The 25,348-nt window shown below is 59.4% G+C and carries 15 protein-coding genes and 2 pseudogenes; 7 read left to right on the forward strand and 10 right to left on the reverse strand.

Annotated elements, in window-relative coordinates:
• The first annotated feature begins 255 nt into the window (after positions 1–255).
• The 3 genes and pseudogenes from MRY17_RS20995 to MRY17_RS21005 all read left to right on the forward strand — a co-directional run bounded on the left by MRY17_RS20995 (position 256) and on the right by MRY17_RS21005 (position 6,040).
• The gene (locus MRY17_RS20995) at positions 256–2,328 is read left to right on the forward strand and encodes a TerD family protein (protein WP_243352792.1); all 2,073 of its coding nucleotides are present in this window, start codon (positions 256–258) and stop codon (positions 2,326–2,328) included.
• Positions 2,329–2,400: 72 nt separating this feature from the next.
• Positions 2,401–2,493 (forward strand): annotated as a pseudogene (locus MRY17_RS21000) (trehalose operon repressor); the annotation flags it as partial.
• A gap of 100 nt (positions 2,494–2,593) precedes the next feature.
• A complete protein-coding gene (locus tag MRY17_RS21005) occupies positions 2,594–6,040 on the forward strand; it encodes a membrane-targeted effector domain-containing toxin (RefSeq protein WP_191952387.1) in 3,447 nt (1,148 codons plus the stop codon).
• 83 nt (positions 6,041–6,123) lie between these two features.
• On the opposite strand, the gene guaA is transcribed toward MRY17_RS21005, so the two are convergent.
• The 4 genes from guaA to MRY17_RS21025 form a co-directional block, all read right to left on the reverse strand.
• Positions 6,124–7,701, reverse strand: coding sequence for a glutamine-hydrolyzing GMP synthase (guaA, locus tag MRY17_RS21010; RefSeq protein ID WP_181284029.1), 1,578 nt, complete (start codon positions 7,699–7,701; stop codon positions 6,124–6,126).
• A gap of 81 nt (positions 7,702–7,782) precedes the next feature.
• On the reverse strand, positions 7,783–9,252 hold the full coding sequence (gene guaB, locus MRY17_RS21015) for an IMP dehydrogenase (protein ID WP_181284030.1): 1,470 nt from the start codon (positions 9,250–9,252) through the stop codon (positions 7,783–7,785).
• A 217-nt stretch (positions 9,253–9,469) separates the two neighbouring features.
• Positions 9,470–10,018, reverse strand: a complete 549-nt coding sequence (locus tag MRY17_RS21020) for a sugar ABC transporter ATPase (RefSeq protein WP_065887493.1) — start codon at positions 10,016–10,018, stop codon at positions 9,470–9,472.
• A 144-nt stretch (positions 10,019–10,162) separates the two neighbouring features.
• The gene (locus MRY17_RS21025; protein ID WP_243352793.1) at positions 10,163–10,930 is read right to left on the reverse strand and encodes a sulfite exporter TauE/SafE family protein; all 768 of its coding nucleotides are present in this window, start codon (positions 10,928–10,930) and stop codon (positions 10,163–10,165) included.
• A 123-nt stretch (positions 10,931–11,053) separates the two neighbouring features.
• Here MRY17_RS21025 and xseA point away from each other — a divergent pair, with 123 nt between their 5' ends.
• The 4 genes from xseA (at position 11,054) to leuA (ending at position 19,602) form a co-directional block, all read left to right on the forward strand.
• Positions 11,054–12,433: an exodeoxyribonuclease VII large subunit gene (xseA, locus tag MRY17_RS21030; RefSeq protein WP_243352794.1), complete on the forward strand. Its 1,380-nt coding sequence runs from the start codon at positions 11,054–11,056 to the stop codon at positions 12,431–12,433.
• A gap of 3 nt (positions 12,434–12,436) precedes the next feature.
• A complete protein-coding gene (locus tag MRY17_RS21035) occupies positions 12,437–13,258 on the forward strand; it encodes a M23 family metallopeptidase (RefSeq protein WP_181284032.1) in 822 nt (273 codons plus the stop codon).
• A 154-nt stretch (positions 13,259–13,412) separates the two neighbouring features.
• Positions 13,413–17,558 (forward strand): membrane-targeted effector domain-containing toxin, encoded by a 4,146-nt coding sequence (locus MRY17_RS21040; RefSeq protein WP_191952389.1) that lies wholly within the window; start codon positions 13,413–13,415, stop codon positions 17,556–17,558.
• Positions 17,559–17,922: 364 nt separating this feature from the next.
• Entirely contained in the window at positions 17,923–19,602 is a 1,680-nt protein-coding gene (leuA, locus tag MRY17_RS21045) for a 2-isopropylmalate synthase (protein ID WP_181282318.1), read from the forward strand.
• A gap of 168 nt (positions 19,603–19,770) precedes the next feature.
• Here leuA and MRY17_RS21050 read toward each other — a convergent pair whose 3' ends face one another.
• The 6 genes and pseudogenes from MRY17_RS21050 to MRY17_RS21075 form a co-directional block, all read right to left on the reverse strand.
• Positions 19,771–20,562, reverse strand: a complete 792-nt coding sequence (locus tag MRY17_RS21050; RefSeq protein WP_191952390.1) for an amidohydrolase — start codon at positions 20,560–20,562, stop codon at positions 19,771–19,773.
• Entirely contained in the window at positions 20,550–21,698 is a 1,149-nt protein-coding gene (locus tag MRY17_RS21055) for a pyridoxal phosphate-dependent aminotransferase (RefSeq protein WP_243352795.1), read from the reverse strand. Before MRY17_RS21055 ends, MRY17_RS21050 begins: the two co-directional genes overlap by 13 nt.
• A 135-nt stretch (positions 21,699–21,833) precedes the next feature.
• The gene (gene der / locus MRY17_RS21060) at positions 21,834–23,303 is read right to left on the reverse strand and encodes a ribosome biogenesis GTPase Der (protein ID WP_057723953.1); all 1,470 of its coding nucleotides are present in this window, start codon (positions 23,301–23,303) and stop codon (positions 21,834–21,836) included.
• Positions 23,304–23,386: 83 nt separating this feature from the next.
• Positions 23,387–23,518 (reverse strand): annotated as a pseudogene (locus MRY17_RS21065) (outer membrane lipoprotein carrier protein LolA); the annotation flags it as partial.
• 39 nt (positions 23,519–23,557) lie between these two features.
• Entirely contained in the window at positions 23,558–24,709 is a 1,152-nt protein-coding gene (gene bamB, locus MRY17_RS21070) for an outer membrane protein assembly factor BamB (RefSeq protein WP_057723954.1), read from the reverse strand.
• Entirely contained in the window at positions 24,702–25,343 is a 642-nt protein-coding gene (locus tag MRY17_RS21075; RefSeq protein WP_065951255.1) for a YfgM family protein, read from the reverse strand. The genes bamB and MRY17_RS21075 overlap by 8 nt, the downstream gene beginning before the upstream one ends.
• Positions 25,344–25,348 lie beyond the last annotated feature (5 nt).

Genomic DNA, 25,348 nt, shown 5'->3' on the forward strand with positions numbered 1-25,348 from the left:
CCCCCCGCCCAGCAGGCTGTGCAAAAACGTAGCCTGGTGAAGCAGCTTGTTACCGTTGAGATACGTCGCTCCCTGGCAAATAAATACAACCTTTCATAGGATGCGTTCGTGGCTATGGAACACCTTCCTCCTAACCTTCTATGACCTAGGGGTTTCGCTCTCCACACTGCGCCTGCTTCCTGCAGGCGTTTTTACATCAGCTGTAAAACCATACTGCAACTCGTCCACGACGGCGGCCAAAGGAGAAAGACAAGGATGAATCAGGATCTTTTCCTGCGTCGCTGTAGCAAAGTTTACGTTCCGACGGGAACTGGCGGTGCCACGCGCGCTCAGGTCGCGTCGGCGGTCCGGGAAGTCGCGGCGTTCCGATGCGTACTATCAGAGTCTTTGATTGAGCAAATCGGCATATTGTCAGCGAAAGAGCTCAAGCACTGGTTGCGCGAAATTGTCGGAGTCCTGCGTCGGCAAACTGGCGTTCATGTACACCACAAGCCATTTTATCCTGACTTTCCAGAGCAGGTTCTGACGGCCTCAGAGGCAGAGTTGTACCTTAACGCCGTCATACATTGCCTCACGCTTTGGCGTTTACCACCGTCTGAACACTCTCGACCTGCGATGCTTGAAGGCAACTTCATATCCCGCGTGATCGAGCCGGGAAGCATCTCTGCATTCGAATCACTGCTCGATCCACTCGTTTCATCGCGCACCTCGCTCTCCGAGGAGGACGCTGCCGATGTCGCCTGGTTTATCCGAACGTACAAAAACGATGTGTTCCGACTACTGCCTGAAGCCGTTCAGTTCCGGGAGATCCGCGCACAGGTTGGCAGCGCACTTGTCCTGCAGGTAGCCGGCGATGCACGGGTGGACGCATTCCTTGAAAAAAACGTCGAAACGGCGACTGACGTGCTGCGACTCGCCGTCGCGCTGAACGGTGGAGACGTATCACTTGCGACAGCTTCGACACGTTTCACTGCGATGAAGCGCTCGATACGCCGTATGCTTTTGCGCCTACTCGACCAAATTCCCAACGCCGTAGAAGATGTGATGCGCCATGCTGAACACTGGAAACGCCTGGCTGAAGTAGTGCATCCGGGCGACTATGCGGATAAATACCCACGAGCGCTAGTCGCCATCACGGCAGCACGTCACAACAAAGCGCCAGCCTCATTTGGATCACGTGTCGAAACCTTGTTTGCCCAGCGTCACATTTCCATGCTTACGCCCCTGCTACAGAGTCGTCCTGGTGAGTTCGCACGAAGGCTGGACGCGACCCTGCGACGCGCGTCGGAACCAGAGTCGGTTCTCAACGCGTTCGAGACGGTCGCAACACAGGTGTCCTCACCTGTGCTGCTGCAGTTGCTGGCTCAGGTACGTGCGCCGCGCCCCCTCCCCCTGCGGGCCTTTACGCCAAAAGGTGCATTTGCCAAAGTCTATGGCACCAAGGATCGACGCGAACCCCTCGCTCCCGACGTGTTGGCTCGTGCAGCCAGAATCTGCGAAGACGCTCTCGTAGCGCGATTTGCGTCACTACCGCCACTAGGCCGCTGTTTCATCGATCCGGCATTACGCGAATACCGGGTGCCGCTGGCGCAGCGTGCCTCATCGAAGTCGCTACGTACGCTGGTGCGGGGCAGTCGACTGCCTGTGCCTGACACACGTTTCATTCGCCTGTTCCTGTGGTGGAAGAATGGCCGTGGACGCACGGATATCGACTTGTCCGCCGCATTTTTCGATGTCAACTTCGTGTTTAAAGAAACAGTCGCATACTACAACTTGAAGGGTTTCGGCGGTTACCACAGTGGCGACATCGTCGACGCGCCCGAAGGGGCTTCGGAGTTCATCGACCTCGACCTTGATGTTCTCGTCAAGAAGGGTATCCGTTATGTCGTCACGTCTATCAACTCGTACACCGAGCAGCCGTACTGCGATCTTCCAGAATGCTTCGCTGGCTGGATGGCCCGCGCCGACGCGGCATCGGGTGAAGTATTCGAGCCGCGCTCCGTGTTCGACCGTATCGATATCGCATCCGATACAGCGATCTGTTTGCCATTCGTGATGGACTTGCAGAAACGACGCATGATTTGGGCCGATCTTGGACTCACTTCATCCCCGCGGTGGAACAACGTCCAGAACAACCTCAGTGGGGTATCGTTGATGCTGCAAGCGCTGGTACATACCCCTGGGCCGGACTTGGAGACATTGTTCGATTTACACGTTCGAGCACGGGGAGAACGAGTGGCTGCGCTCCAACAAGCACAGGCGGTATTTGCGGAGGATCAAGGGATAACACCGTTCGATACGGATTTGATTCGATCGCAGTTTCTCTAATATCTATGCCAGCCTTTGCTGTATTTCTCGCACACTAATCAGTGCCCTTTTCTTTGCTCGATGGCCGAGTAGTCGATCTACGCGTTTATCGAACAAACGCTGGAGCTGCAGACCAGCTACCCGCAACGCACCATCGAAGCCCTGCCGCGCAGCAAGGACGACCAATATTGCGCGGCGGTGAACCCACACCCCACAACTATGTAGCGCCCGCAAGCGTCATATCCGAGGGACGCTCGCCTTCTTTTTCTGAAGGATGAGCCGCTCCATGACCATCGGTACCCCCCTGCCCAATGCAGCCGACAAGGCCGCGCTGATAACCCTGGCCACTCAGGTGATTCAGGCATGCCCGAGCCTGAACGACAGCGCCCATCAAACCGCCTGCGACATCCTGCAAAAGCATGGTTTGAAAGGCCTGGACCCGGATGACGTTTACTACCACCGATTCAAGGCCGCCCAGAGCAGTAACAAGACCTTCACCGGCTGGGAACACATACTGGAAAAGCCCTACGAATCGACAACCCTGACGCAGTTGGTGATTCATCGCTTTCGTGCCACCGATTTCGACAACGCCGACTTGCTCGACCTGTATGGCGGCTTTTACACCAAGGGCCCGGAGTACGGCGACTTCAACGAAACCAACGAAGTGCGCCTGCATGGCAACGAGGTACTCAAAGACTTCTGGAACATACAGTTCGACAGCCTCTACACCGGTCAACTGGATGATTTCTGGCACAACCACGCCGACGACTTTCGCACTTTGGCCAAATGCAATTTCCTCAGCAAGGCTGTTCAGGCAGCCGACCTCAAGCAACTGACGCAGGAGGACTTGCGCACCTGCATCAGCGCTGTCGCCTCCAACGTGACGTGGCCTATCACGCGCAAGATGCTGCAAACCGAAGTCGCTGCAAGCCAAAGCGTCCAAGTCTTCGCGCTGGATGTAGACGGCCATGTGGCGTTCAACCTGCTTCGCATCGTCGATCCAAAGGGCCGCCAGATTCTCTACACCCCCGGCGACAGCCCGACGTTCCAGGTCCTCGAAACCCCGGCAGACATGCACTGGTGGATTTTGGGGAAAATGAACAATGAACAGAGCCGCAGCGCCTTTCTATGCCATTTCCCGCTGCCTGATCGCCTGGCCATGCAGGAAAACATCACTGACCTGATGAACCGCCTGGTTGGTACCTGGGGCAGGTCCGACCATCATTTGATCAACCGCAAAAACCAGGTGATCAACGTCGACGCTTTCTCCTGGCTGATGGAACGCACTCGCTGGTCCATGTACGACGAGGCCCGGCAATTGCTGACCACGCAGAAGGACCTGCAAAAGAAACTCTGGATAGGCTACCTGAGCGCCGGTTTGAAAGTGTTCGGCCCGATGGCGGCGATTGGCTGGGAAATAGCCTTGCCGGTGCTGGGTGCCAGCATCGCGCTCACAGGGATGAACATAGATCAGGCCGTCAATGGCCGTACCCGCGCCGAGCGCAAGGCCGGCGTGACGGCTGCGGTGATCAATGGCATTGCCATGTTGTTCAACCTGCTGGCCCTGGCCGGGCCGGGTCCGATCACGGAGGCAGGCCCGGAAGTCGATGCCGCCGAGGCCGCCGAAATGGCGGAGTACAAAAAGACACTACAGCCGGATTCGGTTGACGAGCCCGCAGTAACACCCACGGGAGGAGAAACGCCGGCACCGCCAACCACCGAGGAACCACCGCCCTCCACGTCCCCGATACCGACATCCTGGAAGCGCCTGGAAGGTCTGAAAGGGGCAACCCCGATGAGCGAAGGAGGACGCTATCGCAACATCTACAGCCTCAACGCCAACCCCTCGACCGTCATCAAACTCAAGGATGCCGTCTATTACGTACGCTACGAAGCCGATATCAATGGCGAAGGGAGCTGGGCCATTATCGATCCGCAGAACCCTAACGCTTTTTACGGTACACGCCCGGTACAACTGAACGCCGCGGGTGAATGGGAACTCGCTTTGCGTCCATCCGACGCCATCAGGGGAGGCGCTCCGGTCGACACGGTCGCGGCAGGCGAAACACGGCTGGGTGCAAGCAGGGTTGAAACAGAAATGCCAAGCGCCTATGGGTCGCCCAACTCAAGCAATCCGCCCTCCAGCCTCGGTACCCCCTATGACCTCAACGACCTGGGCCAGTACCAGATTGAGCTGGCAATGGGCGGCAGACCGGACCACTTCAAGCGTATCCCCAAGCCTGGAGGCGGTTTTACTGATTTCTTCACGTCAGATTATTTTATCAACCCGGCGCGCACCAAAATCCTCACTGCAGCGCGTCAGTTTTTCTCCCGGCCCTTTTTCATTCATAGCCTGCCTGAGCGCCCGGCCCTGCCCTCGCTCACGCCAGAAATGTCCTCTACCGAGCTGATTGAAGCCGTGTTCAAAACCGCACCCGGCCTGGTCGTCGCCGAAAGCCCGAATCGCATCGCCAGCTTGTACGTCCTGATCAAAGACATGCCCGCCCTGGCGCGCCAAGGGATCAAGACGCTTTACCTGAACCGGCTGTTCAACGACTTGCATCAACTGGACCTCGATACATTCGCCAAAACCGGGGTGCTGTCCGAGGACCTCAAAACCTACCTTGAGAAAATGGACGCGCTGTTGCCAGTACGCTTTAACACCCAGGCGCTGCTTACCGCCGCCAGAGCCTACGGCATACGGGTGCAGGCCACGGGCTGCCTGGCTAATTATCGATCCTTCCCGGTGGCGGTGGATGAACAAATGGCCAAGAACTTTTTGACCAGCGAAATCATCCGCCTGGACCAACTCAAGAATGGCGTCGGCAAATGGGTAGTGTTGACTGAGGCGCACAACACCAACACATTCAGGGGCGTGGCCGGTGTCAGTGAAATAAACGGTGGCACCAGCCTGCGCATCGTTGAAGAACTCAATGCCGCCAGCCCCAAGGTCGAAGTGCGCCTTGGCCCCAAGGTAATGAATTACGCCAAGGTAAACCCGCGCCTGAGGGCTCTGGACACCGACCTCTCTCTGAAAATACCCATGACCGAACTGGAGCTGCCACGCACCTATGTGTTCACCGAGCGGCAGGTCGAGGATGTGCTCAAGGTTCCCGGCGACTACCTGCTGGAACAGACCCAGTCGACATTGACCCTGATCCACCGCAATCGGCTCAAGGCGCTGGTGCGCAGTACCATCCAGAGCACCGTCGGCCATGGGTACTTTATTGATGCGACCCAGTTTCCTCGGCTCAACGGCACCGTCTACAACTCGTTGACCGACCTGCTCGGGGCCCTGAACAACCAGGGCATGAGGTTCAAGGGGTTGCCACTGATCAAGACGCGGCTTCCGACGGCGGAGGTCAACATCAATAACGTGCCGGCGTACGACCACATCCCGCCAGCCGCAGGCGCTGCTCCTGCGGTTAATCCACCGCTGATACCAGGAGCGACCAGCGTCCCGGATATTCCTGCCGCGTGGGAAGCCAATGAGATCCTGGAGGGCGAAACACCGGTCAGCGAACCTGGGAAATACCAGGGGATCTATCGCCTCAAGTCCGAGCCTGCCGAGGCGATTCTGTACGATGGCAAGCCCTACTACGTGCGCTATGAAACTTATCGAGGCGGCACTGGCGGCTGGGCCATCATCAACCCCCACGCCCCCAACGCCGCCGCGGATTCGATTGCGGTTCGGCTCAATGAACTAGGACAGTGGGAAACGTTTACCCGCTAGTCACCGATTCCTGCCCTGAAACAACAAAGCCCCGGCATTTGCCGGGGCTTTGTTTATTTACGATTTGAAGCGAGGGCCAGGAATTATTCCCACTCAATCGTCGCCGGCGGCTTGCTCGACACGTCATACGTCACGCGCGAAATACCTTCGATCTCATTGATGATACGACCGCTGACCGTTTCCAGCAGTTCGTACGGCAGGTGTGCCCAACGTGCGGTCATGAAGTCGATAGTTTCTACGGCACGCAGTGCAACAACCCACGCGTAACGACGGCCATCGCCCACAACACCAACCGACTTGACTGGCTGGAACACCACGAACGCTTGGCTGACCTTGTGGTACCAGTCGGCCTTGCGCAGTTCTTCGATGAAGATGTGGTCGGCGCGACGCAGCAGGTCGGCGTATTCCTTTTTCACTTCGCCGAGGATGCGCACGCCCAGGCCCGGGCCCGGGAAGGGGTGGCGGTAGACCATGTCGTACGGCAGGCCCAGCTCCAGGCCCAGGCGGCGAACTTCGTCCTTGAACAGTTCGCGCAGCGGCTCGACCAGCTTGAGGTTCATTTCCTCCGGCAGGCCACCCACGTTGTGGTGGGATTTGATCACATGGGCCTTGCCGCTCTTGGCGCCGGCCGACTCGATCACGTCGGGGTAGATGGTGCCCTGGGCGAGGTACTTGATGTTGTCCAGGTGTTTGGCCTGGGCATCGAACACGTCGATGAAGGTGCGGCCGATGATCTTGCGCTTCTTCTCCGGGTCGGACTCGCCGGCCAGGTTGTCGAGAAACTGCTGCTCGGCGTTGGCGCGGATGACCTTGACGCCCATGTTCTCGGCGAACATGGCCATCACCTGCTCACCTTCGTGCAGGCGCAGCAAGCCGTTGTCGACGAAGACGCAGGTCAGCTGGTCGCCGATGGCTTTGTGCAGCAGTGCGGCGACCACGGAGGAGTCGACGCCGCCGGACAGGCCGAGCAATACGTTGTCGGTACCGACCTGGGCGCGGACGTTAGCGATAGCGTCTTCAGCGATTTTCGACGGGGTCCACAGGGCTTCACACTCGCAGATGTCGAGGATGAAGCGCGACAGGATGCGCCCGCCTTGCTTGGTGTGGGTCACTTCCGGGTGGAACTGCACGCCGTAGTAACGACGCTCGTCGCTGAACATGCCGGCGATCGGGCAGCTCGGGGTGCTGGCCAGGATGTGGAAGTCCTGCGGCATCTTGGTGACCTTGTCACCGTGGCTCATCCACACGTCGAGGCCGAACAGGCCGTCGGCGTCGATGTGGTCTTCGATGCCGTCCAGCAGCCGGCTCTTGCCGACCACGTCGACGCGCGCATAACCGAATTCACGCAGCTCGGAACCTTCAACCTTGCCGCCCAGTTGTTCGGCCATGGTCTGCATGCCGTAGCAGATACCGAAGACCGGCACGCCGAGGTCGAATACCGCTTGCGGGCAACGCGGGCTGTCGGCTTCGTGCACGGACTCGGGGCCACCGGCGAGGATGACGCCTTTGGGCGCGAATTCGCGGATCGCTGCGTCATCCATGTCGAACGGGTGCAGTTCGCAGTACACGCCGATTTCACGCACGCGGCGGGCGATCAGTTGGGTGTATTGGGAACCGAAATCGAGGATCAGGATGCGGTGGGCGTGAATGTCGAGGGCCATGAAGTCAGTCTCGTCTAATGAATCAGAAACAACTCGGGGCTGAAAGAACAGCCCCGGTTACTTAACGTTTTGCTGGAAGCCTCAACCTACGCGGTAGTTTGGCGCTTCCTTGGTGATCTGCACGTCGTGAACATGGGATTCAGCCATGCCGGCGCCGGTGATCCGCACGAACTCCGGCTTGGTGCGCATTTCTTCGATGTCGGCGCTGCCGGTGTAGCCCATCGAGGAACGCAGGCCGCCCATCAGTTGATGGATGATCGCGCTCAGGGTGCCCTTGTACGGCACACGGCCTTCGATGCCTTCCGGGACGAGCTTCTCGGCGCCCGCCGAGGAGTCCTGGAAGTAACGGTCGGAAGAACCTTGCGCCTGGGACATGGCGCCCAGCGAACCCATGCCGCGGTAAGCCTTGTAGGAACGGCCCTGGAACAGTTCGATCTCGCCTGGCGCTTCTTCAGTACCGGCGAACATCGAGCCCATCATCACGCACGAAGCACCGGCAACGATGGCCTTGGACAGGTCACCGGAGAAACGGATGCCGCCGTCGGCGATCAACGGAACGCCGGTGCCTTCAAGGGCAGCGGCGACGTTGGCGATGGCGCTGATTTGCGGCACGCCCACACCGGCGACGATACGCGTGGTGCAGATCGAGCCAGGGCCGATACCGACCTTGACCGCATCGGCACCGGCTTCGGCCAAAGCCTTGGCGGCAGCGCCGGTGGCGATGTTGCCGCCGATCACCTGCACGTCAGGGAAGTTCTGCTTGACCCAGCGCACGCGGTCGATCACGCCTTTGGAATGACCGTGAGCGGTGTCGACCACCACCACGTCAACCCCGGCCGCGACCAGCGCCGAAACGCGATCACCGGTGTCTTTGCCGGTGCCAACCGCAGCGCCGACGCGCAGACGACCTTGGTCATCCTTACTGGCCAGCGGGTAGGCCTTGGCTTTTTCGATGTCGTTGACGGTCATCATGCCCTTGAGCGCGAATTTGTCATCGACGATCAGCACGCGCTCAATGCGGTGCTTGTGCAGCAGTTCACGCACATCGTTCTTGTCGGCGCCTTCCTTGACGGTGACGAGGCGCTCTTTAGGCGTCATCACTTCGCGGACGGTGACTTCCATGCGGTTCTCGAAACGCACGTCGCGGGACGTGACGATGCCGACCAGGTCGCCATCGTGCAGTACCGGAACGCCGGAGATGTTGTGCATGCGGGTCAGCTCGAACAGGTCACGCACGGTGGCGTCGGCTTCGATGGTGATGGGATCTTTCACCACACCGGCTTCGTAACGCTTGACCTTGCGCACTTCGGCAGCCTGCTGCTCGATGGTCATGTTCTTGTGGATGATGCCGATGCCGCCTTCCTGGGCCATGGCGATGGCCAGACGGGCTTCGGTGACGGTGTCCATGGCAGCGGAAACCAGGGGAATATTCAGCTCGATGCCACGGGTTAGGCGGGTCTTGAGACTGACTTCGTTAGGAAGCACCTCGGAATAACCGGGCACTAGGAGAATGTCGTCGAATGTCAGAGCTTCTTGGCTGATACGCAGCATCGCGGGGGCTCCCGAGCGGGAAAATGGAAGCGCGCCATTATATACATGCACCCTGTCGGGCTCAATGTAAAACTCTGACAAACTTGGTAATACTGATAGATGGAGAAAACCCGCTGCCTTCCTGTAGGAGCGAGCTTGCTCGCGAAGAACGCCAGGGCACCGCGTAAAACCAGGCAACCCGCGTTATCGTTGACGATTTTCGCGAGCAAGCTCGCTCCTACAGTTCGACTTTGACCCAACTCATTTTTTGATCGAGCCAATCGGCAAACTCATCGATAAAGCTTTGCTTGAACCCCGCCTCCGCCCAATTGTTGAAGATGAACCCCAGGTTGGAAAACCCGCATTCCTGCAGGAACAGAAAGCCGTTGATGTCGTCTTCGTGCCCACACAGCGGGCAGGTGAAGTTATCGGTGTGGCCGGGCATCCAGTCCTCCAGGCTTTCGAACAACGCTTCACCGACTTCCTTCAGGCATTCCGGGCAGCCGGCTTCTTCGAGAAACCCCTTGGCCGGCGTGTAGATGCAGCGTTTGTAGATGATCTCCAGGCCATTGACCGGTTCGTTGAACGGCAGCGCTTGCGGGTGCAGCACCACCGCGCGGGCGCCGTCGGCCAGGGCATAGGCCATGCGGTTGCCGGTGCGGCCACACGTGGTCAGTTCTTCCTTGATGATGTTCTTGCGCACCAGCCAGCGCACGATTGCCCGGGCGCGGGGTTCGTGGACGGGCAAGGTGGAGATTTTCGGGACAAGGATGCTTTGGGAATTCATGGGAGTCCTGCGGTGTGGCTGCTGACGCCATCGGGGGCAAGCCCCCTCCCACATTTTGAATTGTGAACACAGTCAACTGTGGGGAGGGGGCTTGCCCCCGATGGCGCTCTAAAGGCTGGCAGCTTAATCCCTGAAGAAATCAGGTCAAGTACTCAAATACCGTCCAATCAACGCAATGCCGCTCGCCAGCACCAACCACGTCACCAACCGCACAAACGCCTCGCGGGACATGCGCATCGTCAGCCTGCGCCCGCACCACAAGCCCAGCGCCATTGCCGGCAACAGGCACAGCGCCAACATCAACAGCGGCAAATCGGCATACACCCCGGCGATCAGAAACAGGCTCAGGCGCACCACGGTGCTGCAACTGATCAACGCACTTTGCGTGGCCCTTGCCGCCTCTTTGGTCAGACGACTGTTCAGGTAGATCGCATATAAAAAGCCGCCACTGCCGAACAACGCACCAAACAAACCGCCGACCGTGCCCATGGGAATCGACCAGCCCGCTGCCAACTGCGTGGGCCGCGCCTTCACCGCCAGGCTGTAGACCGCGTAAGCACTGATAAACAGCCCCATCAACAGCAGTAACAGATCCGAATGCAGGTTGAGCAAAAACACCACACCCAAGGTGCAACCGATGGCCATGCACGGCAGCAGTCGCAGCAATTCCGGTTTGCTCACATCCCGACGTGTCTGCAGCAGGCCACCGAAGGCGGCGACAAAATCCAGCAACACCAACAGCGGGATGATCTTCGACAACGGCATGAACAGAATGAGCACAGGCCCTGCCACCAATGCCGTACCAAAGCCTGCGATACCGAAAACGATATAGGCCACGACGATACCGAGGCCGATCACCAGCCACTCAACCGCGCCGAACGACCACTGGCTCATCAGCTCAAGCAGACTCATGGGTGATTCCTTGAAAGAGAATGCCGACACTTTAGTCATCCGTGAGCATTGCGCCAGCGCGAAGTCGCACGCGGGTGGAGCAGTTCTGTCAAACCTGCCACGAATGCCTATAAACTGCCGCCCATGATTAAAGATCCTTTTGCCCGACTGGGCCTGGACCGCGAAGTCCTGACTGTCAGCCAGCTCAACGGCCGCGCGCGGGTGTTGCTCGAAGACGTGTTCACCAATATCTGGGTGGAAGGCGAGATCTCCAACCTCGCCCGCCCGGCTTCCGGCCACGTGTATTTCACCCTCAAGGACAGCGGCGCCCAAGTGCGTTGCGCGCTGTTTCGCAACAACGCTGCGCGGGTGCGCCAGGCGTTAAAGGATGGCCTGGCGGTGAAGGTGCGCGGCAAGGTCTCGTTGTTCGAGGGCCGTGGCGACTACCAGTTGATCCTCGACACCGTGGAGTCGGCGGGTGACGGCGCGCTGCGCCTGGCCTTCGATGCCTTGAAGGAAAAGCTCAGCGCCGAAGGCCTGTTCAGTGCCGAGCGCAAGGTGCCCTTGCCGGCGCATCCTCGGCGCATCGGCATTATCAGTTCGCCGACCGGCGCGGTGATTCGCGACATCATCAGCGTGTTCCGCCGCCGCGCGCCGAACATCGAACTGACGCTGATCCCCACCGCTGTGCAAGGCCGCGAGGCCATCGCGCAGATCGTACGTGCACTGAAACTCGCCGACGCCCGCGGCTTCGACGCGCTGATCCTGGCCCGTGGCGGCGGCTCCCTGGAAGACCTCTGGTGCTTCAACGAAGAAGCCGTGGCCCGGGCGGTGGATGCCTGCGTCACGCCCATCGTCAGCGCGGTCGGCCATGAAACCGATGTGTCGATCAGCGACTTCGTGGCGGACGTGCGCGCCCCTACCCCGTCCGCCGCCGCTGAACTGCTGGCCCCTGACGCCAGCCACCTGGTGCGCCAGGTCGAGAACCTGCATCGCCGCCTGGTGCTGTTGATGCACAACCGCCTGCGCCACGATCGCCTGCGCCTGGAGGGCATGGCCCGGCGCCTGCGACATCCGGGTGAGCGTCTGCGCCAGCAGGCCCAGCGCCTGGACGACCTGGACATGCGCCTGCGCCGCGCGTTCGAGCGCAGCCTCAATACCCGTCGCGAACGCCTGATTCGCCTGGAAACCCGCCTCGCCGGCCAACATCCGGGCCGGCAACTGGCCCTGCTGCGCCAGCGCCTGGACAGTCTCGCCGAACGCCTGCCCCGCGCCATGCGCGAAGGCCTCAAGGCGCGACGCCTGCAACTGCAAAGCCAGGTGCAGACGCTGCACGTGGTCAGCCCGCTGGCAACCCTGGGCCGTGGCTACAGCATCCTGCTGGACGAGCGCGGCCAGGCGATTCGCAATGCCGCTCAAACCCACACCGGCCAGCGCCTCACCGCGCGTCTGGGTGAAGGCCAATTGCAAGTGCGGGTGGAAGACAACCACCTGACACCCGTCACCCTTTCATTACTGGACTGATCGATGCCACGCCTACTGAGCCTGTTGATGCTGTTGTGCCTCATGTTTAACGCCCATGCCGACAGCTACATCACGCGAACCCTGAACAAGCCGGTGCCCGGCGGCGTGGCCGTCGTCGAGCTAGGCCCTTCGGCCACGGCGCCGAAAGCCACCTACCAGGGCAGGCCGGTGCTGGTGGTCAAGGAGCAGGACAACTGGCTGGCGATTGTCGGCATCCCTTTAACGGTCAAGCCTGGCAACGAGCGCATTAGCAGCAGTGGGCGCAACCTGCCGTTTATCGTCGGCTACAAGAAGTACCCGGAACAGCGCATCACCTTGAAAAACAAAAGCCAGGTCAACCCCGACCCGGCCCAACTCAAGCGCATCGAAAATGAGCTGGCCGTGCAGATCAAGGCTTACCGCAGTTTCAGCCCGAACCTGCCAAGCAACCTGGTGCTGGATAAACCGGTGAGCGGGCCGCTGTCGAGCAAGTTTGGCGTGCGGCGCTTCTTCAACGGCGAAGAGCGCAACCCGCATTCGGGCCTGGACTTCGCCGTGCCCGCAGGTACGCCGATCAAGACGCCTGCGAACGGCAAGGTGATCCTGGTGGGCAATTACTTCTTCAACGGCAACACGGTGTTCGTTGACCACGGCCAGGGCTTTATCAGCATGTTCTGCCATATGTCCAAGATCGACGTGAAGGTGGGCCAGCAACTGGTGCGCGGCGCGGTGGTGGGCAAGGTCGGCTCAACAGGCCGTGCGACCGGGCCGCATATGCACTGGAACGTCAGCCTCAACGATGCCCGCGTAGACCCGGCGATATTCATCGGTGCTTTTCAGCCCTGATTCCCCTCCAATGCCCTCACACCGGGCATATCTCTTTTCTTACGTTTGTACCCGGAACCAACCGACATCCTCCCCCCACCCATTCCATAACTTACACGGAGCGTAATGAGCATGACCTGACCAGTGGATATCAGAAACTTGTGAGACTCACTCTATGTTCTCCCTGACCCAAGCGTTGGCAACACGATACAAACAACAAACCCTGATCGATTCTGCGCTTCCCCCATCCCCCCCTCCTCACATGCCTGCTAGTACGACACAAGCGCTTGCTCCCGCCTCCACCTACGCCCCCGACACTCCCCCCGTCCCCACTTCGCCCGCTATAGCCAGCGCGAACCTGCGTTACCCCAACTATTTCAACGTCAGCAAACAGTTTGGCTACACCGTTGAACACGCCCTCCTGACGGAGGATATGCAACGTCTGCACAACCAACAACCCAGCTTCAAAGCCTTCATACAGGCGCAACTCGAAGAAGCATTCCCCGCCGTCAGACCTCTGGATGTCGAGACAATGAGCGTCAGTCGTTATCGCATTAACGGCAATGAGGTCTCACTGGAGTCGTCCGAACCGCTGATGACCGCCCTGGCCAGGATGATTCAAGCCATCCTGGCTGACCCCACTAAAGAGATACCGCTTGAGCGCGACATACACACTCAATTCAATCATCGCAAAAGCCCGGACGACCTGGAATTTCCCGCCACCACCGCAAGCACCTTGCAAGCCATCGCGCGCAGCATCGCCATGCAGTACCCACAGGCAATTGAGCGCTACTGGAATACTCCCAGTCCGGTTCATGATGACCTGCGCACCCACGAGTCGCCGCTCAATCAGCTGCTGAACCTGCACAAACGCCAATTGTCGATCCTGGCCTCCCTGCGTGTCGGCGATCAAACCCTGAGCAACGAAAGCAAGACACTGATCGACGAAGCACTGCAATACCCCACCCTGGATGCCCGGGAGAAAAAGTTCGCCAATGGTGATCGCCCGGGCGTGTACCCCATCACGATCGATGACAAAACCGAACGCGGCGCGATGCTGGCAGGGGCGTTTCTCATCACCAAAAACGACGGCTCACAGGCCACGCCGCCCACCTGGCCGAACGGGCGCACCCTTGAACTCAACGATGTCAACGGCCCCGTCGTGCTGTACACACCCGGCGAAGGATTTGAAGAGTTTGCGACCCCCGCCCAGGCACGCCAGGCATTGGCCAACCGGCTCGATCAAGGCGGCATCCAGGCCGAGCTACTCTTACAAACCCTGCCACCGGCCCTGCAAAACCGGGCTGACGGTTTTACAGGTGATGACCTGATGCGCAGCGTCGAGCCATCGTCCGGGGATGTGTTGGCAGAAGCCGTGCCTTGGATGCTCAGGCGCCAGCAAGCAGAGATCAAGGCAGGTTTGGACAAAGCACTGGCGCCAGGCAACACCACCAGCCCTTTGCTCGACAGTGCATCCTCTCAAGCCATCGATGACGCGGCTGACTGGTCGTATCTGCTCGATGGCAACAATGCGATGCTGGCTAGGGATGCAAAACTGACAGACAAAAACCAGCCCGAGTGGTTGAAGAACCTGACCCCCATTCAAGAAGCGGTGTTTTTGCATTTGGAGCGTGCGCAAGAGAAAAGCCTGGACACGCTGGCGCCGCTGCTCGCAAAAATCCCGTCCCTGGGAGCCTTCTCCCGAGACAGGCTGAATGCAGCCATCAAGAAGCAGTACCCGAACGCAGTGGTCGATGCTGATCAATTAAAGGTACGGAGACACACCCGCACCGGCGTCCAGGGTGGGCGTGGGACGGGCCAGCCACTTTATGACAAAAAGGACTCCGTCTCGCTGACCAACCTGGCGCTGAACAATCCCAGTGGTTTTCCAGGCATCGAAAGGGGCACGTTTACCGATGTAAAAATGAACTTGCCGTTGCTCGACACACAAGGCAAGCCCGTCCTGGACCTGGCTGGCAAGCCGGTGGTCCTGGACACCGACGCGCTGAAAAAGCTGGTCAATGCCGCCGATGTCGGCGGTGAATACACCAAGCTGCTTAAACAGGAGATGGCCACTGACACCGAGACTGGCAGTGCCGCGCAACTGCGTACAGCCTGGAAAGCCAACCTGGTAGATGCCATGGCCAAGGAGGCGCTTTTATCAGAACTCAACCCCGACGCTTACACGGAAAAAGCCAAGGAAGACACCAGCACCAAGCGTGCGGTGCAGTGGGTTGATGCGGTATTGGACCACCCCAATCCCGCCACGCGCCCCCAGGTGGATGGACAGAACATTGTAGCCAACAGCCTTGTCCACCGTGGGTTGGCGGTGCAAGGTGTGATGGTGATCGGCAACCAGACGGACTCGTCGCTGGTGCTTTATACCCCCAAGGCTCCCGACGGCATCACCTTTCGTGAAGTGGCGAACCATAAAGCCCTGGACGCCCTTCTGGCTAAAGACGGGTGGGCGTCCTATATCGCAAGAAGAAAGTCGCCTATCAGTAAAGATGACATCACTGAATTCAGGGAAGCCCTTAAGGAGAAAACATACGACCCTTTGAAGCTGATCTCCGCCAAACTGATCACTTCATCGGTCAAACTATTGGGCGGTGCGACCAGCCTGAAGCCGATCGAAGGTGATGTTCAGGAACACCTGTACAAACAACACGTACAGATGGTGCTCGACCGAGCTGATCATCAGTCCGTGAGCAGCGAGGAAGTGGCGAAGCAATCCACCCTCAACAAAATCGAGTTCGGCATTGAAGTGGCCTTGATCTTCACCGATCTCATCCCTGTGGTCGGCAAAGGTGTGTCCACTGGTGTTCGCCTGGGCAAAGCCGGTGTGACGGCGCTACGCGCCAACAGCAAGATTTTGCCGCACCTGATCAAAAAGCCTGGCTTGGCACGCGCGATCTACAGTGACTTCAGCCTTGCTGCCACAGGCATCTCCAATCTTCGCGCGGCCCCCATGCGACCGGTATTCAAATCCACAGGCCAAGCCGGCCCGCTTGTGGCACGCTCGGGCCCCAGAGCTTTGCCCGCGCCCACCAGCGCCCCCCCAACAGTCACATCCACCAGCAGCGGCGTGACCAGCGCCGCCACACGCCCCTCGACCACCGTCGCCCAGCCAAACCGAGACCTGAGCGCCTACACGGTACCTAATGAGGTCATCAGCGGCCGACCACTGAGGTCCGACGGCACCTATAACGCAGGTGACAATTGGTATGTGCGATACACCGACGGTACCGGCACGAACAGGGTCTATCAGATTGATTCGGTGTTTCATGCGCGCAATGGGCAGGTCAATATCATCGACCCCAATGCCCCACTCACGGCGCCACGAGGCAGTAGAATCGTGGCGTCCCTGCAATCGGCTGGAAGCGGTGAATGGCGGTTGAATGAATTACCGGGTGGCCGAGGCAGAAGGGGTAGAACCTCACCACCGCCCGACACTTATATGGACCGGGTACTTTCGGGTGCAGCGGCCCAGGACATTACTGGGAATCCAGCCATTACCGGACACATTCGGCGCTGGTTCAGGCGCGACATGATCAACCACTACAACCACATACGCGCAAACGGTATACCAACTCGCCCATCAATCCCCGTGCTGAATAACAACAGCACACCGACTGGGGCCATTCAGAACATTTTGTCCCAGCCCGATGTACGCGGACTGGTAGTCGGCGAACTTCACAATGAGCCCGCAGCATTTCAACTGCTGATCGACCAGATGGATAACTTCGCAAAAAACGGGGTAACCACTATTTATCTTGAGGGTGCGCCTTTCTTTCAAGGTTCTCCGAGAGTCAGCGACGCCGCCTTACTACCGTCTGATGCGCCCAGCCTGGGGTTACATCCCTACGACGCTGCGTATACGGGCGGACCGACAATGCTCGACATAATCAGCGAGGCAGATAAGCGCGGGATTAAAGTTGTGGGTCTCGAACACCAGGAGCTGACTTGGCATATGGATAATGGAGCCGGCAACCTCAGGAATATGCGATCGGATCAATGGGAACAAAACCGCCTGCAAGAGCTTAACTACTATGGCGCAGAAATTATCAAACGAACCCCGCCCGGCGAAAAGTTCGTAGCTCTAGTTGGGAAAGCCCATATGAATACTTTTAATAATGTCCCAGGTGTCGCTGAATTGACCGGTGGTGTCGGTATATCCGTCACCCCTGCGCCTAAGGGCAGTCCAAGCGTCGTCCGCCAACCTCCCCATATGCTTCCTCCACTGAAACTGATGCACGGTGACGTCCCCGAACCCATCGGAGATGTTCATATCGAATACAACATTGACGCGCTCACCGTATAACGCCCTCCCACGAAGCAGGCCTCTCGATCGAAAGATCGAGAGGCTAGTGATTGCGCCATAAGGAAACCACGAGCAATTTATGAGAGAAATTTTCACTAAAACCAAAATAAAACATCAAAAAAAACCCATAAAATAGAAATTATCTCAATTTTTTTTCACAGCTTGCCATCCTTCCGCCCCGCGGTTAGGGTTGAGCTTATGAAAACCTTTCACACCCTCATTCAGCTCCGCCAGCACCGCAGCCTGTGCCTTGTCAGCGCACGACTGCCAGGCTGAATCGATCTGCCTCGTCCTCAAGTTTTATCCCCAACAACAGTTCTACGGCAGGCCGCCTCTTCTCGGCCCTACAACAAAGGATTTTGCGATGAGCATGCTCAAAGACCCGTCTTCGAAGTACCGCGCGTTCCCGACCATCGATATCCCGGACCGCACCTGGCCGTCGAAAACCATCACCCAGGCGCCAATCTGGTGCAGCTCCGACCTGCGTGATGGCAACCAGTCGCTGATCGAACCGATGGACGCCGCGAAAAAGCTGCGCTTCTGGAAGACCCTGGTCGCCGTCGGTGTGAAGGAAATCGAAGCCTCGTTCCCGGCTGCATCGCAAACCGATTTCGATTTTGTGCGCACCCTGATCGAAGACAATCACATCCCCGAGGACACCACCATCCAGGTGCTGACCCAGGGCCGTGAAGACTTGATCGCACGCACTTTCGAATCCCTGCGCGGCGCCAAGAAGGCCATCGTGCATTTGTACAATGCAACGTCGCCGTCGTTCCGCCGCATCGTGTTCAACCAGGACAAGGACGGCATCAAGGCCATCGCCGTCAATGCCGCCAAGCTGTTCGTCAAATACGCCGCGCAGCAGCCGCAGACCCAGTGGACCTTCGAGTATTCCCCGGAGACGTTCAGCGCCACGGAGCTTGAGTTCGCCAAGGAAGTCTGTGACGCGGTGATCGAGGTGTGGAACCCGACGCCCGAGCACAAGATGATCCTCAATCTGCCGGCCACCGTGGAATGCGCCACGCCGAACATCTATGCCGACCAGATCGAATGGTTCGGTCGCCATATCAACCGCCGTGACAGCGTGATCATCAGCCTGCACACCCACAACGACCGTGGCACCGGCGTGGCCGCTACCGAGCTGGGCCTGATGGCTGGCGCCGACCGTGTCGAAGGCTGCCTGTTCGGCAACGGCGAGCGCACCGGTAACGTCGATTTGGTCACCGTGGCGCTGAACATGTACACCCAGGGCCTGGACCCACAACTGGACTTCTCCGACATCGACGGCGTGCGCAAAGTCGTCGAAGAGTGCAACCAGATCCAGGTTCACCCGCGTCATCCGTACGTCGGCGATCTGGTGCACACCGCGTTCTCCGGCTCCCACCAGGACGCGATCCGCAAAGGCTTCTCCCAGCAGAAAGACGATGCGCTGTGGGAAGTGCCGTACTTGCCGATCGACCCGGCCGATATCGGCCGCAGCTACGAGGCGGTGATCCGGGTGAACAGCCAGTCGGGCAAGGGCGGCATCGCCTACCTGCTGGAACAGGAATACGACATCAGCTTGCCACGTCGCATGCAGATCGAATTCAGCCAGGTGGTCCAGGCTGAAACCGACCGCGTGGGCCTTGAGATGACCGCACCGCAGATCTACGCCTTGCTGCAACGTGAGTACCTGCAGGCCAACACCCCGTATGCACTGGTCAGCCATCGCCTGCAGGAAGAAAACGGCAACAGCTATGTGGAAGTGGAAGTCTCCGGCAAGGGCCAGGGCGAAACCAACCTGCACTGGAAGGGCAAAGGCAACGGCGCGCTGGAAGCGCTGGTGGCGGGCTTGCCGATTGGCGTGGAGATCATGGACTACAACGAACATGCGATTGGCGCGGGCACCAACGCCAAAGCGGCGGCGTACATCGAACTGCGCGTGAATGGCGAGCGTCCGGTGCATGGCGTGGGTATTGATGAAAACATCACCACCGCGAGCTTCAAGGCGCTGTTCAGTGCGCTGAACCGTTCGTTGAGCCAGCAGGAAGCGAAGGCGGCGTAAACTAATCGGCGCGACTGCAAAAGGCCCCTGGGTGAGAATCCAGGGGCCTTTTTACTTTGGGTTAGGGTGGTGGTGCTGATGGCCTCATCGGGGGCAAGCCCCCTCCCACATTTGAAGGTATTCACAAGTCAAAAAAGTGGGAGGGGGCTTGCCCCCGATGGCGGCGTGTCAGACAAACTGAAAACTATCGGCATCCAGGTTCGCCGGGAACTTGGTGCGATACGCCGCCAACTCCGCTGCATCCAGAACCACCTGGAATACCCCATCCGCCTCCCCCGCGCTCAGCAATGTCTCACCCTGGAAATCCAACACCTGGCTATCGCCGGTGTAGGCAAAGCCCTTGCCGTCAGTCCCCACCCGATTTACCGCTGCCACATAGCACAGATTTTCAATCGCCCGTGCCGGCAACAAACGGTTCCAGTGCTGACGCCGCGCACCCGGCCAATTGGCGGTGTACAACAGCAAGTCGGTGTCCTGGGCATCGCGACTCCACACCGGGAAGCGCAGGTCGTAGCAAATCAGCGGGCGGATACGCCAGCCTTTCAACTCGAACTGCACCTGGCGCTCGCCGGGCGTGTAGTGATCGTGCTCGCCGGCCATGCGGAACAGGTGGCGTTTATCGTAATACAGCACTTCACCGTCGGGGCGCGCCCAGAGCAGGCGGTTACGGTGGCTGCCGTCCGCCGCCTGGATGATCACACTGCCGGTGATCACGGCGTTGTATTTCGCCGCCTGGGCTTGAAGCCAGCGCTGAGTCGGGCCGTTTTCCTGTTCGGCCAGGGCGGCCGATTCCATGGAGAACCCGGTGGTGAACATCTCCGGCAATACGATCAGGTCGGCGCCGTTGGCCTGTTCCAGCAGCAGCTCGAAATGCTCGAGATTGGCCTGGCGGTCGTGCCACGCCAGGGTGGTCTGGATCAGGGCGATGTTCAGGTTCGGCAAGGCACTCAAATCACGCATAGTTTCTCCGCCGCTTGTTGCAGCGTCTCCTCGCGTTTGGCAAAGCACAGGCGCACCAGGCGCTGGCCTTGGGGTGGGTTGCGGTAAAACACCGAGATCGGAATGGATGCCACGCCGTGTTCGCGCGTCATCCATTCGGACATGGCGACATCATCCAGATCCGGGCGGATCCGGGAATAATCCACCAGTTGGAAGTAAGTCCCCGCCGATGGGCTGAAGCTGAACCGCGACGGCGCCAGCAACTGACAGAACAGGTCGCGCTTGGCTTGGTAGAACGCCGGCAGCGCGTCCACATGCTGCGGGTGCCCGGCCATGAAATCGGCCAGCGCGTATTGCAACGGCGTGACGCCACAGAAACTGACGTATTGATGCACCTTGCGCAGCTCGGCGGTGAGGGCCGGCGGTGCCACCACATAGCCGGTTTTCCAGCCCGTGACGTGATACGTCTTGCCGAACGAGCTGACTACGAACGCACGCGAATACAGCTCTTCATGGGCCAGCACGCTGACATGGGGCACATCATCGAACACCAGGTGTTCGTACACTTCATCGCTGAGCAGATAGATATCGCGGCCGCGAATCAGCTCGGCCAACTGGTCCAATTCCTCACGGCTGACCAGCGCGCCACTGGGGTTGTGCGGGGTATTGAGCACAATCATGCGCGTGCGCGGCGACAGCGCGTCCTTGATGCGCTCCAGATCCAGGCTGAAATCCTGCAAGCCCAACTGCAGATGCACGCAGCGCCCGCCGGCCAGCTCCACCGAGGGTGCGTAGCTGTCATAGCAAGGGTCGAAGATGATCACTTCGTCGCCGGTGCGGATAACCGCCTGGATCGCGCAGAAAATGCCTTGGGTGGCGCCGGGCGTAATGGTCACCTCAAGATCCGCATCGACGCTGACACCGTAGCTGCGGGCGATCTTTGCCGCTACCTGCTGGCGCAGCGCGGGCAAGCCGCTCATCGGTGCGTACTGGTTATGACCGTTGGCGACGTGCCGGCTTACGGCATCGAGCAGGTCTTGAGGGCCATTGAAGTCGGGGAAACCCTGGGACAGGTTGATTGCGCCGGTTTCGGCCGCCAACTGCGACATGCTGGTGAAAATGGTCGTGCCGACATTCGGCAGCTTGCTGGTGATCATGGGAGCCCCCTTCGGGTGAGCTGCAAGTTTTAAGCTGCAAGCTGCAAGCGGGTCAAGGGGCAAACCGCCGCGCACAAAAAAGGGCGCCAAAGGCGCCCTCTCTTGCAGCTTGTAGCTTACAACTTGAAGCTGCCGTTATTTCTTGTCGCGGCGCTTCTTGTCGGCCTTCTTGTGGTGAGTCATCAAACGACGCTTCTTGTTCACCTGACGGTCGGTCAGCGTGTTCTTGTTGCCTTCGTACGGGTTCTCGCCACCCTTGAACTCGATACGGATCGGCGTACCGACCAGTTTCAAGACACGGCGGTAAGTATTTTCCAGGTAACGCACGTAGGACTTGGGGACCTTCTCGATCTGGTTACCGTGGATCACGATAATCGGCGGGTTGGCACCACCCAGGTGGGCGTAACGCAGCTTGATACGACGGTTGTTGACCATCGGCGGCGCGTGCTCGCCTACCGCGTCTTCCAGGATCTGGGTGAGGCGGTTGGTCGGCCAGCGCGTGACTGCGGACTTGAACGAGTTCTGTACCGAGGCGTAGAGGTTGCCCACGCCGGTGCCGTGCAGCGCCGAGATAAAGTGGATATCGGCAAACTCAACGAAGAACAGGCGCCGCTGCAGTTCGATCTTGACGAAATCGCGCTCGCTCGGCGTCATGCCGTCCCACTTGTTGATTGCGATCACCAGGGCACGACCAGCTTCCAGGGCGAAGCCCAGCAGGTTCAGGTCGTGGTCCACCACGCCTTCGCGGGCGTCCATCACGAAGATCACCACGTTGGCGTCTTTGATCGCTTGCAGGGTTTTGACCACGGAGAATTTTTCAACTTCTTCGTGGATCTTGCCGCGCTTGCGCACACCGGCGGTGTCGATCAGCGTGTACTTTTCCTCGTTGCGTTCGAACGGGATGTAGATGCTGTCGCGGGTAGTGCCGGGTTCGTCATAGACGATTACCCGGTCTTCACCGAGCATGCGGTTGACCAGGGTCGACTTGCCGACGTTAGGGCGGCCGATGATGGCGATCTTGATACCGTCTTTTTCGCTCGGGCCAGGAATGCGCTTGGCTTCCTCGCCTTCGGCGACGATCTCCTCCTCACCCTCTTCTTCCTCATCGTCATCCTTGGGAAAGGTGCTGAGGGCAATCTCCAGCATCTGCGTGATGCCGCGACCGTGGGCGCCGGCAACCGGGATCGCGTCGCCCAGGCCCATCGGGCTGAATTCGGCACGAGCCGCCTCAGGATCGATGTTATCGATCTTGTTCGCGACCAGATAGGAACGCTTGTTGCGCTTGCGCAGGTGCTCGCCAATCATCTGGTCGGCAGCGGTGTAGCCCGCGCGGGCGTCCACCAGGAACAACACGACATCGGCTTCTTCAATGGCCAGCAGCGACTGCTCGGCCATTTTTTCGTCCATGCCATGTTCGTCACCGGAGATACCACCGGTGTCGACAATAATGTAGGAGCGCCCTTGCCACTTTGCCTCACCGTATTGGCGATCACGGGTCAGACCGGACAAGTCGCCGACGATGGCGTCGCGAGTCCTGGTCAGGCGGTTGAACAAGGTGGACTTGCCGACGTTAGGTCGGCCCACCAGGGCGATTACGGGAACCATGCGGCTCTCCACTTCGTTATTTCAGAAAATACAAAAGCCGCTGCAGGGCAGCGGCTGGTGCTCGGGGCGGCATTTGAATGCCACATGCCCTGCTCGACACTGAATACGGTAGGAGCGAGCTTGCTCGCGAAAAACCAGAGGACGCCGCGTTTATCCAGAAAACCCGCGTTAGCGTTGACGTCCATCGCGAGCAAGCTCGCTCCTACAAACAGCATTGAGGCAGGGCCGCCTGGGGGTTACCCCAAGCATGATTCTTACTTGATGGTCAGCGCTTCCAGCTTGCCGCTGTTGCCATACACATACAGCATGTTACCCACCACCAGCGGACGCGCACGCAGGCCGTCGCTGTCGATCCGCTCGCGACCCACGAAGCGACCGTCCACCTGGCTCAGCAGGTGCAGGTAGCCTTCGAAGTCACCGACCGCTACGTAGCTGGAAAAGACTTCCGGCGCCGACAGCTGGCGACGGGCCAGGGAGTCGTTGCTCCACAGCGCAGTGGTGGAACGCTCGTCGACACTTTCAACGGTGCCGGACGCCAGGCTTACGTAGACGCTGCCAAACCCTTGGGCGACACCGGCGTAGCTGGACGCATCACGCTGCCAGTTGACCCGGCCGCTCTGCAGGTCCAGTGCCGCGACGCGGCCCTGATAGGTGGCGACGTAGAGGGTCTCGCCGGACAGCAACAAGCCGCCGTCGATATCCACCACGCGATCCAATTCGGAACGACCTTGCGGGATAGCCACACGGGTTTCCCAGGCCGGCACGCCGTTCTGGGTATTCAGGGCGACCACTTTACCGGTGGACAGCCCGGCAACGGCCAGATTGTTGGTCACAATCGGACCACTGGTACCGCGCAGGGTCAGCACCGCCGGGGTGCTGTCGTACAACCAGCGCTGTTCGCCGGTGCTGGCGTCAAGGCCGATCACACGGTCATCCTGAGTCTGCACCACGACGATATCGCCATTGGTGGCAGGCGGTGCGAGCACCTCACTGGTCACGCGGGCGCGCCATTTCTCTTCACCGGTGCCGGAGTCCAGCGCCACGACTTCGCCTTTGAGCGTGCCGAGCATGACCATGCCGTAACCCACGCCAACGGCGCCGGAGACAGGCAGTTCAAGGTCTTTCTTCCACTTCACATCGCCGGTCATGCGATCCAGGGAAGTCACGATACCGGTCACGTCGGCGGCCACAATGTTGTCACCGTCGATTGCCGGTACCAGCATGTTGTAGGTTTCGCCCTGACCGTCACCGATGGAGCGGCTCCACTGCTTTTGCAGGACCACCTCTTCCTTGAAGCTGGTCAGCTCCGCAGGTGGCAGTTCTTTTTTACTGTTGCTGCTGCAACCCGCGGCCAGAACGGCCAGAGCCAGCAATGCTGCATGTTTCCAACGGATCACGTCACGCATCCCCTTTGGCCAGGTCGTCCAGCTTGATTTGTAAGCCACCGACCGCCGCTTCATCAGACAGCGCCGCCTTGGCTTTTTGGTACGCAGCATTGGCTTCGTCGGTACGACCCAATTGGACCAACAGGTCGCCCTTGAGCTCTTCGCGAGTGGCTACAAATGCCTTGTCAGCATCGCCGTCGAGCAGTTTGAGTGCTTCGTCAGCCTTGTTCTGTGCCGCCAATACCTGTGCCAGGCGTTGACGTGCGATTTCACCCAGAGTCGGGTTGGTCGGTTTGTCGGCGATAGCCTTGAGCTCAGTGGCTGCATCATCCAGCTTGCCGGTGTCGACCGCGACTTTCGCGACGAACAGACTACCGTACTGGGCGTAGGTCGTACCGCCAAATTCGTTCTTCAGCTTGCCGGCCAGGTCTGCCACGCGTGCAGGATCCGGCTTGCCGTCCGGGGTCAGGGTGGTTTCCAGCAATTGCTGGTAAACGATCGAAGCGCCCTGGGACTGGTTGGCCTGATACTTGGTCCAGGCTTGCCAGCCGAACACCACCACTAAAGCCAGCAGACCGCCGGTAACCAGGGGCTTGCCGTTACGCTGCCACCAGTCCTTGAACTCGGCCAGTTGCTCATCATCAGTACTCGACACCCCAA

The sequence above is a fragment of the Pseudomonas orientalis genome (assembly GCF_022807995.1).
Classification (GTDB): domain Bacteria; phylum Pseudomonadota; class Gammaproteobacteria; order Pseudomonadales; family Pseudomonadaceae; genus Aquipseudomonas; species Aquipseudomonas orientalis_B.